Annotated in this window: 2 protein-coding genes and 1 pseudogene; all 3 read left to right on the top strand. The window is 67.4% G+C overall.

Annotated features, from left to right (window positions below; translation table 11 throughout):
* Positions 1-250 (top strand): hypothetical protein (locus tag ACIRRA_RS45995; protein WP_402782479.1); only part of this gene is annotated, 250 nt, incomplete at its 5' end.
* 302 nt (positions 251-552) lie between these two features.
* Positions 553-675 (top strand): annotated as a pseudogene (locus ACIRRA_RS45990) (DNA-binding response regulator); the annotation flags it as partial.
* A 712-nt stretch (positions 676-1387) separates the two neighbouring features.
* A partial coding sequence (locus ACIRRA_RS45985; RefSeq protein ID WP_402782476.1) for a hypothetical protein occupies positions 1388-1572 on the top strand: 185 nt, incomplete at its 3' end.

Here is a 1572-nt window from a genome sequence, read left to right as displayed (position 1 = left end):
GACCCAGTTCGCCACCGCCGACGTCGAAGCCGCACTGACCGCACTCGTCGCGGCCGGCCTGCTGCGCCGCGACGGCGGCCGGATCGAGGTCACCGCCACCGGCAGCGAGACGGTCGGCCGGATCCGGGCCGTCTCGGGCGAGATCATCGCTCGCGCATACGGTGCCGTCGCGCCGGAGGAGCTGGCCGTCGCGGCCCGGGTGCTCAGCACTGTCACCGCCCGCATCGCCGAGGAACTCGCGGCCGCCTGAGCCGGTCGGCGTGGGACACGCGAGAACCCGCCGATCACACCGGCCCGGCGGCGCTGTATACGTCCGAGCCGGCCCGTGCTCTCGACGCAGGCGGTCTGATACGGCGTGACCGCGACCCGCTGATCCTCCTGCCGTTCGGCTGTCTCTCACCGATCGCGGCCGTGAGGTCGCCCAGCCGGCGATCACCAGCGTGGCCGAGTTGCTCGACCGGCTGATGACGCCGTCAGGCGGCCGTGGCGACCCTCAGGCCGAACGTTCGTCCAAGGTCTGGAGACGCTGCTCAGCGCTCCTTCCGACCAGTGAAGGAATCTCTCTCCCACATGGACGGGCTGCGGTGTCTGATCCTGACCTCGTTCACCGACGAGCAGGCCATGCTCGACGCCATCCTCGCCGGCGCCAGCGGCTATGTCGTCAAGGACATTCGAGTACTGATCACAGGCCCGCAAGGGCGGCGGGACAGGACGTTTCCGTCTGCAGGGGTGTCGCGCCGCCCCTTTCGAGCACTTGCGTGCACGGCAACAGCCCTGGGCTCAACAGGGCAGCAACCGATTCAGGACCGCCAGCGCTGGGCGGTCCAGACAGCCACGAGGACGACGAGACGGCTACTGATCCAGCCGGTATCGGCGCCCACTCGGCTATCCGCTCGAGAACGTAGCCAGTACCGCGCGCCAGACTACGGTGCCGTGCCGTGATGGCACGAGAACGGCGGTCCTGGCATGAATGGTCACGTGTCCAAAAGGGGCCTGTGTTGCGGCCCGTGAGGTCCAAGTCCGCCAAATCCGGCGGTAAGCCGCTACCGCAGATAGTTTGCGGAGTCACCGAGCCTCAGCGCGGACCGTTTCCCCAGGTCGTCACCGGAGTTACCGCACATAGTAGTACCTATGCGCGGTAACTCGTTAGCGCCGGATTTCGGGATTTTGGGCTGGCCACCAGAAAAGTAGCCCGTCAGAGCGCACGCCACATCGCGTCGCTGGAGATCGTCGACTGCGGTAAGGCCGAACACCACGCGCCCGAGGACCGTCCGACCGAAATCGCCGCCGCCGTCTCCGCCTGGGCTGACAGCCACAGCCTGCGTTGAACCGTGGCTTCGGCTCTCGTGCCTTCCATACCCAGTCCTAATCCACCAAGGCAGAACCCATGTACGCACACTCGTACCGTCTCCTCCTCTCCGTCCTCGCATCCGTATCGGTACTGACCGGCTGCGACGCAGCGGCGACGCCGCAGCAGGCCACCCACAGCACAGCAGTCCCGACCGTGACAAACCAGACCTACACCCCGGGCGCGCTCACCCCCGACATCCTCGGCCGAGCAGAGAACGCCCA

This window comes from Nocardia sp. NPDC101769, from assembly GCF_044766925.1.
Taxonomy (GTDB): Bacteria; Actinomycetota; Actinomycetes; order Mycobacteriales; family Mycobacteriaceae; genus Nocardia.
The sequence above is the reverse complement of the archived record's forward strand: the minus strand, read 5'-3'. Positions and strand labels throughout refer to the sequence as shown.